Below are 12828 nucleotides of genomic sequence, written 5' to 3' on the forward strand. Positions count from 1 at the left end.
TATGCTGGCACAACTGACCATCAGCAACTTTGCCATTGTTCGTGAGCTTGAAATCGACTTCCATAGCGGAATGACGGCGATTACCGGTGAAACCGGTGCAGGTAAATCCATTGCCATTGATGCCCTCGGCTTGTGCCTCGGTGGTCGTGCAGAGGGGGATATGGTGCGCACAGGCGCCGCCCGTGCCGATCTCTGCGCCCGCTTCTCGTTAAAAGACACACCTGCCGCCCTGCGCTGGCTGGAAGCAAACCAGCTCGAAGACGGACGTGAGTGTTTACTTCGCCGCGTCATCAGCAGCGATGGCCGCTCCCGCGGTTTTATCAATGGTACAGCGGTTCCCCTCTCCCAGCTTCGCGAGCTGGGCCAGCTGCTCATCCAGATCCATGGTCAGCATGCGCACCAGCAGTTAATCAAACCCGAACAACAGAAAGCCCTGCTTGATGGCTACGCAGGTGAGTACGCGCTTACTCAACTCATGGCGGAGCACTATCGTCAGTGGCATCAAAGCTGCCGCGAACTTGCGCAGCATCAGCAGCAAAGCCAGGAGCGTACCGCGCGCGCCGAGCTGCTGGAATATCAGTTGAAAGAGCTGAACGAATTTAACCCGCAGGCGGGTGAATTTGAGCAAATCGACGAAGAGTACAAGCGTCTGGCCAACAGCGGTCAGCTGCTCTCCACCAGCCAGAATGCCCTTAACATGCTGGCGGATGGCGAAGACGTGAATTTGCAGAGCCAGCTGTACAACGTGCGTCAGCTTGTGACCGAACTGACCGGCATGGACAATAAGCTTTCTGGCGTACTGGAAATGCTGGAAGAGGCCGCGATTCAGATTTCAGAAGCCGGGGATGAGCTGCGCCACTACTGTGAACGTCTGGATCTCGACCCGAACCGTCTGTTCGAGCTTGAGCAACGCATCTCCCGTCAGATTTCACTGGCGCGTAAGCATCACGTTACCCCGGAAGAGCTGCCGAATTACTATCAGTCTCTGCTGGAGGAACAGCAGCAGTTGGACGATCAGGCCGATTCCCTTGAAACCTTGTCTCTGGCGGTTAATCTGCATCATCAGCAGGCGCTGGAAACGGCGAAACGGCTGCACGACGTGCGGCAACACTATGCGCAGGAGCTTAGCCAGCACATTACCGACAGCATGCATACGCTGGCGATGCCGCATGGGGTGTTCACCATAGATGTTCGCTTTGAAGAGAATCACCTGACGGCGGAAGGCGCAGACCGCGTAGAATTCCGCGTCACCACCAACCCGGGCCAGCCTTTGCAGGCAATTTCGAAAGTGGCTTCCGGTGGTGAACTGTCGCGTATCGCCCTGGCCATTCAGGTGATTACCGCCCGTAAAATGGAAACCCCGGCGTTGATTTTCGATGAAGTGGATGTGGGTATCAGCGGCCCGACCGCGGCCGTTGTCGGCAAACTGCTGCGTCAGTTGGGTGAATCGACGCAAGTCATGTGTGTGACTCACCTGCCGCAGGTCGCCGGATGTGGTCATCACCACTTTATCGTCAGCAAGGAAACCGATGGTGAAATGACGGAAACGCACATGAAGCCGCTGGATAAACGCTCACGCTTGCAGGAGCTGGCACGCTTGCTCGGCGGCAGTGAAGTCACTCGCAATACCCTCGCGAATGCGAAAGAACTGCTGGCGGCATAAACTTTTTCGGGATCTCAGGGTCATACAGAACAACAAAAACGCCGCCAGACCGGTTTCAAAGTGGGGCAAGGTCTATTATCATCGGCATATTACATATGAGCCGCGTACTGCTCGGGCCCGAAAAGGAATCAAATCACTATGCGCTGTAAAACGCTGACCGCTGCCGCAGCGGTTCTTCTGATGTTGACCGCAGGCTGTTCCACTCTGGAGAAAGTGGTTTACCGTCCTGACATCAACCAGGGGAACTACCTTACCCCTAACGATGTGTCCAAAATCCGCGTGGGTATGACACAACAGCAGGTCGCTTATGCCCTGGGAACCCCGATGATGTCCGATCCCTTCGGCACAAACACCTGGTTCTATGTATTCCGCCAGCAGCCTGGTCATGAAGATGTAACCCAGCAAACCCTGACGCTGACCTTCAGCAGTGCCGGCGTGCTGACCAACATCGACAACAAGCCTGCCCTGACCAAATAATCAGGCGTCAGCAACGCAAAAAGGTGCTCAATGAGCACCTTTTTTGTGTACATTTATTTGGCTACTTACCGGATTTCTCTGCTCGCTGACGGCGCAACTCTTTCGGGTCGGCAATCAGCGGACGATAGATTTCAACCCTGTCGCCCTCTTTCAGCACATCACCGAGCTTAACCGGACGGCTATAAATGCCGACTTTATTCTTCGCCAGGTCAATATCACGGCGAAGTTCAAGGATGCCGGAGGCCCGGATAGCCGCCTCAACGGTGGCGCCCTCTTCAAGCGTCACGCGCTGCAAATACTGCTTCTCCGGCAGCGCATACACCACCTCAACAGCAATCTTATGCGACACTGTAAACCTCTTTGGCGCGCGTGGTGAACGCCTGAACCATATTCGAGGCCAGCTCTTTAAAGATTCGGCCAAACGCCAGTTCGATCAGCTTATTGGTAAATTCAAAATCCAGATGAAACTCAATGCGGCAGGCGTCAGCGCTCAGTGGCGTAAACTTCCACCCTCCCATCAGTTTTTTAAACGGACCATCCACCAGATGCATCAAAATACTCTGATTGCTCGTCAGGGTATTGCGCGTGGTGAACGTTTTGCTGATCCCCGCTTTGGAGACATCCACGGCCGCAGTCATCTGCGTCGGGCCGGATTCCAGCACCCGGCTACCGGTGCATCCTGGAATAAATTCCGGATAGGACTGAACGTCGTTCACTAACTGATACATTTGTTCCGCGCTGTAGGGAACAAGCGCAGTACGGCTAATCTGAGGCATAGCATTTTCCATGGTCACACAACAGACAAATAATAACATTTATCACCTGTTAAAAAAACGCTAAGCCTTATCTCGTGCTAATATAGCGCGTTAGACCTCACAGGACGCAATGAGGTGACTTTTTAAAATCAGATTACCGACGGCTTTACGACACTTATGACGAAGAAAAAAGCACATAAACCTGGTTCGGCGACCATTGCGCTTAACAAGCGTGCTCGCCACGAGTATTTCATCGAAGAAGAATTCGAGGCCGGCCTTGCGTTGCAGGGCTGGGAAGTAAAATCGCTGCGTGCCGGGAAAGCCAATATCGGCGACAGCTACGTGATCCTGAAAGACGGTGAGGCCTTCCTGTTCGGCGCGAACTTTACGCCGCTGACCGTCGCCTCTTCACATTACGTTTGCGATCCTACCCGCACCCGTAAGCTGCTGCTGAACAAGCGCGAACTGGAATCCCTCTACGGACGCATCAACCGTGAAGGCTTCACAGTGGTGGCACTCTCTTTGTACTGGAAAAACGCCTGGTGCAAAGTGAAAATCGGCGTGGCGAAAGGTAAGAAACAACACGACAAGCGTACTGACCTGAAAGCACGCGAGTGGCAGCTCGACAAAGCACGTATCATGAAAAACGCAGGACGTTGATTCTGCGCGCTTATTGTACTATTCAATAAGTTAGCGTTTCGGGCTGGTGTCGAGGAAGTAAAATCTGGTATACTGAGTTCAACACTATTGGGGCTGATTCTGGATTCGACGGGATTTGCGAAACCCAAGGTGCATGCCGAGGGGCGGTTTGCCTCGTTAAAAGCCGCAAAAAAATAGTCGCAAACGACGAAAACTACGCTTTAGCAGCTTAATAACCTGCTAAGAGCCCTCTCTCCCTAGCTTCCGCTCTTAAGACGGGGATCAAAGAGAGGTCAAACCCAAAAGAGATCGCGTGGAAACCCTGCCTGGGGTTGAAGCGTTAAAACTAATCAGGCTAGTTCGTTAGTGGCGTGTCTGTCCGCAGCTGGCGTGCGAATGTAAAGACAAACTAAGCATGTAGTACCGAGGATGTAGAAATTTCGGACGCGGGTTCAACTCCCGCCAGCTCCACCAAATAAAACAAGGGGTTACGTGAAAACGTAGCCCCTTTTTCTATTCCAATGGCGGCAAAATGGCGACAGGCTTTTGGACTGGCGACAAAAAAACCCGCTTTGAAAGCGGGTTCTTTTTAAAAATTCATGTGCCCTTGCCCATCTTTTCCCGGATGTGGGGGTGCAGAAGAAATCACATTAGGCTTAATGATATGCCTAACAAATGTTTCATGCGTGACAAAAGTACAACCGCAGTTGATATTTTGGCACTGGTTGTAACGTTCTTTGGTTGTTGCTGATACCTGAAAACTGCTTCTTGTATGCGCTGCCTGGCCGCACTCTGGACAATTCATCATTCCGGTTATCCCACCACTTTTGCCAAAATCACAATAATGATACATCATTATTCAATTTTGAGAACCCATTACTCCATTTCGAGATCATCGATCTTAACTTCAAGCTCCAGAGTCGTAGTAAAACCATTATCTGCACTGACACTATGCGTCAGCGTGGTAATGGTCCATTCGGCATCATCAATGGGCTGTTTAAAGCCGCTCACCTTCACCGGCATTTCGGTATACAGATCAGCCCTTCCCTCTGCGAGCTGCAGGGAGAATGTTGCAACCCCGCGCTGCAGGCGCTCCCACTGCATCTTTGCCGCTCGCTCTGCATTGCTGCGGTTTGCATAAGTTCTGTTGAGTACAAGCACGTTTTCATCCGTTCCAACCAGGTAATCTCCCTGTTTTGCTTCCGGCTCCTTTGCCGCAGTGGTTTTTTTTCGACGGCGCCTAACCTTTGCAGTCTCTTTTTTCTTTGGCTCACGGGTATGGAGCCAGCTGGCAATTACCCCCGTATAGGCATCGCGATCAGCCAGAGTAAAACGATGACCGTCACCGGCCTGGCGGGTTATGGTGATAACCGGCAGCGGCTTACCGCTTGCCGTCCTGCCCTGCCCCTGGCGGATAAACAACAGATTGCCGTCCTTAACTGAGGCTATCGCCCCATACTGCCGCGCCAGCTTCATCAAAAAGCTGGCGTCGCTTTCATTAGTCTGGTCAAGATGATCGACAGGCTTGTCCAACAGGTCCTTTCCCAGCGCCATCTTTAATTTATGCCTGCCCGCGATTTCCTTCACAACTTCGCCCACCGTTGTCTGGTGCCAGGACTTTTCACGCCGCGTATTCAGGGTTTCACGGAAATCTGCACTACGCGCGCGGATTGTGAGACGGTCAGGCGCGCCGCTGTGCTCAATCTCATCGACAGTAAACGCCCCTTTCGGAAAAAGCGGCTGACCTTTCCACCCCAGCGCAAACTGAATAATGGCCCCCCGACGCGGCAGAACGATTAGCCCGTCCGAGTCGTCCAGTTCCAGATCAAGCTGGTCCGCTTCAAAGCCCCGGTTATCCGTCAGCGTCAGACTCATCAGGCGCGCATCCAGCACGGTAGTCACATCTTTACCTTCAATGATGATACTGAAACCGGGAGTTTTGCTGTTCAGGTTCAGGAGATCAGAGCTGAAATTCACTGCAGTAACCCTCCAACCGTATTTTTCATATTGCCTATCGCAGAGGTGGCAGATTCCTGCAAATTACTGAGCTGGTCGCTGAGGCTGCCGAACATATCAGACAGCGACTCATCCACCCGTTTCAGGCTCAGCGAAAATTCGATGCGCCGGGGCATACCGCTCTCAAAAAATTCTGTTTTTGTCTGGCTCAGACTCTCGATCACAAACATGCCGTAAATCGTCCCGCTCCCCTCAATCAGAGGCCAGGCTTTTCCCAGCTCCGCCATCTGCTCCAGCGCCAGCAAAGACAACCTGCCGCCGGTAATCTCCGGCAGCAGGACGCCGGACAGAGTAAGCGTATCGTTATCCGGTCCAAGAAACTGCGTTGACGGGCGCCGGTTAACCCGGCTGTTGGCTGCGTGCCGCCAGCTGCGCTGATACTGCAGCTCCTGATAGGGCACTGTTCGCAGCATGAATACGTACAACCCCAGCACCATCATCATTATTCGTAACCCCCTCGATCACTGAAATTACTGCGTGTTTTTGCCCTGGCCCTGCGCTCACGCTCATCAAGCTGCCGGGCCACCTCGCGGGCGATATCCTGCGCGCTTTGCCCTGGCTGCGCGACAATATGAATTGGCGCGCTTATCTCGTACTTAATTACCTGCGACTGTCTCTCTTCCTTCGGCGACGGCGCCGGTTGCGTCCTGACAGGCACACTGTACGGATGAAGTGGTGCGGCTTCTGCCGGGGCAGCCGCCAGGCCCATTACGCCAGCGACCACGGAAGCGAACACCTTCTGGCGCATAGCCATCGGGTCAACCCTGTTATCCGTGATTTCCGTAATGGCCGGTGCTGGCATGACGGCAGCAGCGATATCAGCCAGCTCCGCAGCACGATCCCGACCAGGAAGGTTTACCGGGGCGTTAACAATCTCAGGAGGCAGTATTAACCTGCTTTCAGGCCGTTGATCCGGGCTGGCTGTTACATCACGAACGGGGCTTACTGTTGCCGCCAGTTTCACCAGTTCAGTAGTGCGATTGATTACCGGAATATTTGCCGGACCGTTCACACTATCAGGCGGCAGAACTATCCCGCGTTCAGGACGTTGTTTAGCGCTGGCCGGTTCCGTCCGGGAAGGATTGAGCGTTGCCGCCACCCTCGCCAGATCAGCAGTCCGTTTCCTGCCGGTGACATTGGCGGGTCCGTTAACAATCTCTGGGCCATTCTCACCCACGATGCCGAACTGGCCGCGCGGAATGGTACCGCCACTGTCGTACATTCCAGCAAAACCCATCGTCGGGAATCCGCCAGGCGGCAGCACCACTTTACCGTCTCTGTTGACCGTAGCTGGCTGCTGCCGCGTGACCTGTTCAGGAAGCTTCGCTTTGGCCGCCTCCTTGCTGACAATGCCGAGTTTTTCAAGCAGCCAGGACACGCCCGATTTAAGCGAATCCAGCGGGTGCATGACCATGTTCAGCCCTGCCGCCAGCGCTTCGCCAAACTGCCGCCCCATCGACGCCGCGCTTTGCAGTTCTGCAGAGGTGGATTTAACCGGCGTCAGCAGATCAGTAAACCAGCCCCACAACGCCTGGACCTTGTCACCTATCCACTGGAAAACAGGCTGCAGTGGCTCAAACGCCGCACTGATAGGCGCAGCTGCAGCTTTGAATCCTTCAACCACTCCACCTAAAAATGCGCTTATCGGCTGCCAGTATTTCCAGACAACCAGCGCCACGCCAGCCAGCGCCGCCACGACCAGACCTATCGGACTAAGCAGGGCGCCCAGCAATCCAGAAATCCCGTACAGCGCAACGCGAAGGAGAGCCAGCGGGCCGGACGCCAGAAAACGAAGCACGCCACCGGCTGCGGATAATCCCCCGCGCAACGCGGCCAGCGGATTCATTACCATGCCGATAATGTTGCGAATACCAGACATTCCGCCGCGAAGGACAGCAAGCGGCGCACCGGCCAGCGCTTTCAGCGCATTGCCAGCCAGCCCGGCAGAACGGCGCAGGGAGTTAAGGGGAGACGTCAGCAATCCGGCGCTGCTGCCGGATGCCGCCAGGCCACGGCGCAACAGGGAAAGCGGCGCATTTGCCAGCCAGGACAGCGCACCGCCGGTGCGGGTCACTGCAGACATAACGGATGGGAGTGTTTTTACACCCAGCACGGACAGGCCTAAACGGATCACCGCCAGCGGCCCCAGCACGGCAGCCACGGCCACCGCCAGCGTGCCGAGTACAACGGTTATCGCAGCAGTGGCAGCCGCCACTTTCATCAGCGTGCCCGCCAGCTGCGGGTTAGCCTCAACCCATCGACGCAGTGCCCCGGTAACGCTTTTGACGTACCCCATGATATCCATCAGCGGCTGGCGCAGGGTTTCACCCAGGCTACTGAAAGCGTTCTGCGCGCCCGTTTTAACAAGCAACCACTGCGCGGAAAGTGAATCCTTATTGATATCGGATTCTTTCTGCATGGAGCCGTTAGCCTCATTGCCTGAGGTAAGTTTCAGCTGTCGCTGCAGCTCCGGCAGGTTATTTGCCAGCTTCGCCGCATCGTCGCCAAACTCCTTGCCAAATATCATCGTCATGGCGGGCAGGCGCTTGTCCTGCGGCAGCTTGTTGACCTTCTCCAGCACACGCTGAATGGTCCCCATTGCGTCCTTTGTCATCTGCTTTTCAATCTCTTCTGGATTGAGTTTCAGCAGATCCATACCTTCCATGAACCGCTTGCTCTGCATGGTTGCAATCGACAGTTCGCGCACCATCGCATTTGATGCGCTGGCGGCAATTTCAGGCGCGGCGCCCAGAGACAGGAAGGTGGAACCCAGCGCGGCCGCCTTGCGGAAATCAAGCCGGTCAGCCACGCCGCCCATGCGCTGCAGCACATTGATGATATCGCCGCCCTTAGACATGGCGTTATCGTCCAGGTAGTTCAGGGCATCGCCAAGCTGTTCAATATTGCGGGTCGGCACTTTATAGAGCTGCGCGATTTTCCCCAGCCCCTCCGCCAGCTCATCAGCGGGCAGCTCGAATGCCGTTGCGGCCTTTGCTGCAGTGGATGCAAAGGCCAGCAGGTCACGCTTCTGGTCTTCGTAAGAATCGTTCTGGTTTGTCACGCCCATGCGGGCGCCACCTTCAACCAGCGCGGCATAGTCGATGGCGCCATTCTCCATCGGCAGCTGTTCACTGGCGGCCTTGATGGCATCCTGCATGTCATAAAACTGCTTTGTGCGGTTGCCGTTGTCGTCCCGCAGCCCGTTAACCTGCTTTGCCACGCCTTTCATCGCATCTTCCATGCTGGCATAGCTTTTAACGGCAGCCATCACCGGCGCACCCATCGCCAGCCCGGCGGCAGTCGTCGTTGCTCCGGCGCCCGCAATACGATCCCGCACCTCAAGGCGCCGCGAATACTGATCGCGGACGGCGTTCATACGGGCCTGCTGCTCGCCCAGGCGTTTAAGGGATTTCTGCTGTCGGTCCAGCGCCTGCCGGGTTTCGTCGGCATTCTGCCGCAGCTCCCGCTGCGCACTGCTCAGCTTTTTGGTGTCCAGCCCGGCCTCATTGAGCGCAAGACGCTGACGCTGCACCGACTGACGCAGGCCGTTGTATTTGCTCTGCAGCTCGTTAACGCGGTTTTTTGCCTGCTCCAGCAGACGCGCCTGCGCCGCCGTCGGCCGGTTAGTGGCCGAGAACTGCGTGGCAAGCTTCGCCGCTTCTTCGCGTGCGGCTTTAAGACTGTTGCCGGTGACGGCCAGCTGCGCGCTTGCCTTGCGGAAACCGTCAATACGGCCCGCCTGGGCGTCCAGTTCTTTTAATCTTGCGCGGCTTTGCTGAATGGCGGTAGCCAGCTCTTTAGAACTGGCCTGCGCTGATCGGAATGGGCGGGTGAGTTTATCAACCGCATTTAGAATTACCTGCAAACGCAGGTTAGTGTCACTCATCGCTGGCCCCGCTTCTCTGAATCGCTTTATGCCGCCACTCCAGCACTTCGGTCAGCGGCATAACGTCAGTGACGGACGGCGGCCAGTGAAAAATGGTGGCGATATCAGCCACCAGGTCTTCTACCGTCAGGCTGTCGGCAAACCGGCAAGCACCGATTTCTTCAACAAAAAAGTGACCACCTCAACCGACAGCGCGGTGAGATCGGCGGGGTCCATTTCAGCCATTTCCTGAGCGGTCAGCGCGGGCGTGGAGATGCGGGGAATAATCGTCATCATCGCGCCGACGTCCATATCCATGATCGCCTGCAGACGGGTGCCACGCAGCGCGCCGGACTGCGGCTTGCGCAGCACAATTTCGGCAATTTCGGTTTTACCGCGTTTGATTGGGGTGTCCAGCTGTACGGTTTTTTCAGTCAGTTGTTCGCTCATTGTCATGTCCTGTTAATAAGGTACTGGCGCGGCTGCCCGCGCCTTCAAAGTAGATCAGAGGCCCAGGGCGTTGCGGTGTTCTTCCATCAGGTCCACGCCATCAACGATTTCAATCATGTTGATCACATCAACCTCATAGAGCACCTCGCCGTTAATGGTCAGCTTCGCGTAGCTGTTGGTGCTGCTGACTTTTGTGGTGTTGCTCTCCCCGGTTTTCCATTCGCCGGAATCGACTTCTTTATGTCGCCCGCGCACAACCAGCTCAACGGCCTGCACTTCGCCGGTATCGTCACGCTGAATGGAGCCGGTGAAACGCAGCTGGATACCGTCAACGGTGGCTTTACCCATCTGTTTGAATAACAGCAGTTCGGTGCCACCGATTGAAAATTCCGTGTCCAGCGCGCCATCATCCAGCCCCAGATCAACATCAGCCGAACCGGGCATACCGCCGCCGCGATACTTTTCAAACTTGCGGCCGAATTTAGGCAGGTTCAGGGACTCAACAATCCCCTGATAGTTATTCCCGTCGTTAAACAGGTTCAGGTGTTTTAACTTGCGTGGTAAAGCCATATTGTCCCCTTACGCGCTGACCTGGCTGGAGAAATCCAGCAGATACTGATCGGTGATGCGCTGGCGCAGCATCAGGTTTTCCAGAGGCGGTACCGGCGTATAGTCGTAATCGATAGTGAGCTTCCCGGCTTTCAGGGAATCTTTATCGTTTACGGACTCATCCAGCCAGCAGTCGGCGCCGATGATGTAGCCCTGCGTTTTCAGGTTACGCAGTTTGGCGCGAATACCTTCGATAATGTCGCGGGCCAGTGACGGGTTAAGCACGCCATCCACCGCCCACATATGCGCTTCGGCGATGGTGTCAGCCAGTACCTGCGCGGTGCGGGTGTAGTTTTCAAAGGCAAACAGAGGATCGTCACTGAGGCAACGGGAACCCCAAAAGCGGAAACCGTCTTTGCGGATCAGCGTGGTGACATCGTTCTGGTTCAGCAGCCCCGCATCGGTTGCCGGGTCCTGCAAATCCCAGAACACATCAGCAGAAATGCCGGTGACGCCGTTCACGCCAACGTTGGACAGGGATTTGTGCCAGCCGGTCTGTTCGTCAATTTTGGCACGCAGGCCAAGCGCACGGGCTGAGGCGTAAGCCGTTGCGTCAGCGTTCAGCACGGTGTCAAAACTGATGAAATCAGGCCAGATCATCATCCCCTCGCGCTGGCTGAAATTAGCGCGGTAGGCAATGGCCTCCTCTACCGTTTTGCAGCCGTAGGCGGACAGATAAGCAAACCCGCGCAGACTCTGCGCCACGCTCAGCAGCTCAGTAGCAACCGCCTGCGTGTCATGCCCCGGCACGCCAAGAATGCGCGGCTTAACGCCGAGCTGGGACTGCGCAGATAACAGCGCTTTCATGCCCGTTTTTTTACCGTCAGCTGTCACGCCGCCGATAATGTTGGAGGTTGTTTCCGCTTCGGTTTCACCCTGTGCAACGCGCACAACGACGGTCACGGGTTTAGCCTGGTCGGCAATTGCATCCAGCGAGCGGGCCAGCGTGCCGGACTCGCCTGCTTTACCGCTGGCGGTCAGCACGTCGGTAAGCAGGACCGGTTTATTGAGGGGGAACACGGACGCATCTGCATCATCGCCGGTACAGACCATACCGACAATTGCCGTGCTTACTGTTGAAATGGGGCGGGTGCCATCGTTGACCTCAACGACGCGCACACCGTGGTGATAATCCTGAGCCATACGGCGAACCCTCCGGTGTTTAGGTTTCGCCCTATGGTGAATTGAATGGGCCGCGCAGACAGCTACGCGGCATTGTTCCCTTAATCACACAATACGCCCGCGCGGATATCTGCGTTTTCTTTTTCCAGGCGTTCGCATGAGATATCAAAATACTGCTGGCAGAAGCTCCCTTCTGGGCTGATGATTCAATATTCCAGGAGCGGTGGTACGAATATTGAAAAACCGATCACGTTTCCTGTTGCTTTTCCCAACGCTGTTTTATCAGTGGCATTCGGGAACAGGCAGTCTTCTTTTCCCTCCATGGGACAGTCTGTAGTTATAGATGATTCCACTGTTAACCGTTTTGGATTTACCTGTCGAGCTTATGCTTTTGATAAAGCAACAATGATTGATACATCGAGTAATTTTTTTTGGATGGCTATAGGATATTAAACGTTGGTTTGGGAAACATCGCTTTGGCGGGCGTTGCAATCTCGTTAACAGCGGAATATAGCGTTGGCTGCTCCCCTATCGACAACTCAACAATAGCTATCTAACGCCGGATCTGGTTCTACTCAGGGCATCCGCTGGTTAACAATAGGGCACTAACATGACTAAATATTTCTCACCATCAGTGCTTGGGTTTTATATCGATGGTATAAATAAAAACATTCCCAATAATGCCGTTGCCGTTTCTGATGAAGTCTATCAACAGTTTGCTGGTGCTGCCTGGCCTGAAGGTAAAGTTATTGGCACTGATGATATGGGTGGCCCCGTATGGGTACATGCTCCACCGACATCTGTAGAAGAATTAATTGCAGATGCGGAAGTACAAAAACAATACCTGATTGTTCAGGTGAACGAATATATCAATAGTAAGCAGTGGCCTGGTAAGGCCGTACTGAGCAGGTTAGGTGACGAAGAAAAGGAACAATACAACCTGTGGCTGGATTATCTTGAGGTGCTGGAGGCTGTCGATACCTCCAGCGCACCAGATATTAGCTGGCCTGTTCCTCCTGACTCTCAATCAAGTTAACATCTACCCAACAAGGAAGACCATCGCCGCCGACATCTCGTCTTTTCCCGTCTGGCGGCGTTCCCATAAATTCGGCGGAAACTGCATCATCAATGGGGATAGCATCTGACAAATCCCATCCCGCATTGATATATGATTGCCTTAATGTGACGGGGATAAATGAACTATTTTTTGCTGACCAAATATAGACGCTCAT

General features: G+C 54.7%; 15 protein-coding genes and 1 other RNA gene. 5 read left to right on the forward strand and 11 right to left on the reverse strand.

Translation table 11 applies throughout. The annotated features are described in order from the left end of the window. Position 1: 1 nt before the first annotated feature. The gene (recN, locus tag DD597_RS17720) at positions 2-1663 is read left to right on the forward strand and encodes a DNA repair protein RecN (protein ID WP_045337470.1); all 1662 of its coding nucleotides are present in this window, start codon (positions 2-4) and stop codon (positions 1661-1663) included. A 138-nt stretch (positions 1664-1801) separates the two neighbouring features. Then, positions 1802-2140 carry an outer membrane protein assembly factor BamE gene (gene bamE, locus DD597_RS17730; RefSeq protein ID WP_003863121.1) on the forward strand — a complete coding sequence of 113 codons (339 nt, stop codon included), beginning with the start codon at positions 1802-1804 and terminating at the stop codon, positions 2138-2140. Positions 2141-2201: 61 nt separating this feature from the next. On the opposite strand, the gene DD597_RS17735 is transcribed toward bamE, so the two are convergent. Then, positions 2202-2489 carry an RnfH family protein gene (locus DD597_RS17735; RefSeq protein ID WP_003863119.1) on the reverse strand — a complete coding sequence of 96 codons (288 nt, stop codon included), beginning with the start codon at positions 2487-2489 and terminating at the stop codon, positions 2202-2204. Beyond that, positions 2479-2916, reverse strand: a complete 438-nt coding sequence (locus DD597_RS17740) for a type II toxin-antitoxin system RatA family toxin (protein WP_003863117.1) — start codon at positions 2914-2916, stop codon at positions 2479-2481. Before DD597_RS17740 ends, DD597_RS17735 begins: the two co-directional genes overlap by 11 nt. 156 nt (positions 2917-3072) lie before the next feature. On the opposite strand from DD597_RS17740, the gene smpB reads away from it, so the two are divergent. Both smpB and ssrA read left to right on the forward strand, forming a co-directional pair. Further along, positions 3073-3555 carry an SsrA-binding protein SmpB gene (gene smpB, locus DD597_RS17745; RefSeq protein WP_003863115.1) on the forward strand — a complete coding sequence of 161 codons (483 nt, stop codon included), beginning with the start codon at positions 3073-3075 and terminating at the stop codon, positions 3553-3555. An 89-nt stretch (positions 3556-3644) separates the two neighbouring features. Beyond that, positions 3645-4008: a transfer-messenger RNA gene (ssrA, locus tag DD597_RS17750) on the forward strand. A 115-nt stretch (positions 4009-4123) separates the two neighbouring features. On the opposite strand, the gene DD597_RS17755 is transcribed toward ssrA, so the two are convergent. The 8 genes from DD597_RS17755 to DD597_RS17790 all read right to left on the reverse strand — a co-directional run bounded on the left by DD597_RS17755 (position 4124) and on the right by DD597_RS17790 (position 11617). Then, positions 4124-4342, reverse strand: a complete 219-nt coding sequence (locus tag DD597_RS17755; protein WP_045334934.1) for an ogr/Delta-like zinc finger family protein — start codon at positions 4340-4342, stop codon at positions 4124-4126. Between the two features lie 68 nt (positions 4343-4410). Continuing rightward, a complete protein-coding gene (locus DD597_RS17760) occupies positions 4411-5511 on the reverse strand; it encodes a phage late control D family protein (protein ID WP_129256465.1) in 1101 nt (366 codons plus the stop codon). Continuing rightward, positions 5508-5993, reverse strand: a complete 486-nt coding sequence (locus DD597_RS17765; protein ID WP_014884887.1) for a phage tail protein — start codon at positions 5991-5993, stop codon at positions 5508-5510. The genes DD597_RS17760 and DD597_RS17765 overlap by 4 nt, the downstream gene beginning before the upstream one ends. Then, positions 5993-9436 (reverse strand): phage tail tape measure protein, encoded by a 3444-nt coding sequence (locus DD597_RS17770; RefSeq protein ID WP_129256466.1) that lies wholly within the window; start codon positions 9434-9436, stop codon positions 5993-5995. Before DD597_RS17770 ends, DD597_RS17765 begins: the two co-directional genes overlap by 1 nt. Continuing rightward, positions 9429-9548 carry a GpE family phage tail protein gene (locus tag DD597_RS17775; RefSeq protein ID WP_007848878.1) on the reverse strand — a complete coding sequence of 40 codons (120 nt, stop codon included), beginning with the start codon at positions 9546-9548 and terminating at the stop codon, positions 9429-9431. The genes DD597_RS17770 and DD597_RS17775 overlap by 8 nt, the downstream gene beginning before the upstream one ends. A 14-nt stretch (positions 9549-9562) precedes the next feature. Continuing rightward, positions 9563-9865, reverse strand: coding sequence for a phage tail assembly protein (locus DD597_RS17780; RefSeq protein WP_007848877.1), 303 nt, complete (start codon positions 9863-9865; stop codon positions 9563-9565). Positions 9866-9919: 54 nt separating this feature from the next. Continuing rightward, positions 9920-10435, reverse strand: a complete 516-nt coding sequence (locus tag DD597_RS17785) for a phage major tail tube protein (RefSeq protein ID WP_129256467.1) — start codon at positions 10433-10435, stop codon at positions 9920-9922. A 9-nt stretch (positions 10436-10444) separates the two neighbouring features. Continuing rightward, positions 10445-11617: a phage tail sheath protein gene (locus DD597_RS17790; protein WP_129256468.1), complete on the reverse strand. Its 1173-nt coding sequence runs from the start codon at positions 11615-11617 to the stop codon at positions 10445-10447. Between the two features lie 589 nt (positions 11618-12206). On the opposite strand from DD597_RS17790, the gene DD597_RS17800 reads away from it, so the two are divergent. Further along, positions 12207-12632, forward strand: a complete 426-nt coding sequence (locus DD597_RS17800; RefSeq protein ID WP_129256469.1) for a tail fiber assembly protein — start codon at positions 12207-12209, stop codon at positions 12630-12632. Here the strand turns inward: DD597_RS17800 and DD597_RS17805 are convergent. Further along, positions 12595-12828, reverse strand: a complete 234-nt coding sequence (locus DD597_RS17805) for a phage tail protein (RefSeq protein ID WP_129256470.1) — start codon at positions 12826-12828, stop codon at positions 12595-12597. The genes DD597_RS17800 and DD597_RS17805 overlap by 38 nt on opposite strands.

Origin of the sequence: Enterobacter cloacae complex sp. 677-3DZ2D5B, from assembly GCF_004136695.1 — a bacterium.
Lineage (GTDB): Bacteria > Pseudomonadota > Gammaproteobacteria > Enterobacterales > Enterobacteriaceae > Enterobacter > Enterobacter hormaechei_C.